The following is a 476-nucleotide window of genomic DNA, read 5'->3' as shown; positions in this document are numbered from 1 at the left end:
ATAATAGCCAATACCACGCCGAGTGAGGATAAAATCATTGCCGAGTTTTTTTCGCAGGTTATGAATATGTACTTCAATCGCGTTGCTTTCGATATCTTGCTGCCAACCGTATAGCTTATCCTCAAGGCTGGCACGGCTATGTACCAAATTGGGATAGCTGATAAACTGCTCAAGAACGGTGATTTCTTTGGCAGTCAAATCCACCCATTTGCCTTGATAAAAAACTTGCTGCTGCTGTGGCAAATAGCTGACATCCCCATAGCGGATTTCAGTTTGACTGCGACCTTGGCTACGGCGAATCAGAGCCTGCAAACGGGCAACCACTTCATCTAAAGCAAACGGTTTGACCAAATAATCGTCTGCCCCAGCATTGAGACCTGCCACGCGGTTGGCAATGGCATCGCGTGCCGTAATAATCAAAACAGGCGTGTCAATCTTTTGTTGTCGCCAATTGGCTAAAATGCTCATCCCATCAC

The 476-nt window shown here is 46.4% G+C and carries 1 protein-coding gene; it reads right to left on the bottom strand.

Annotated features, from left to right (window positions below):
* The coding region (locus J1781_RS00440; RefSeq protein ID WP_217233028.1) for a winged helix-turn-helix domain-containing protein at positions 1-476 on the bottom strand (476 nt) is incomplete at both ends.

Origin of the sequence: Rahnella perminowiae (genome assembly GCF_019049695.1) — a bacterium.
Classification (GTDB): Bacteria; Pseudomonadota; Gammaproteobacteria; order Enterobacterales; family Enterobacteriaceae; genus Rahnella; species Rahnella perminowiae.
The sequence above is the reverse complement of the archived record's forward strand: the minus strand, read 5'-3'. Positions and strand labels throughout refer to the sequence as shown.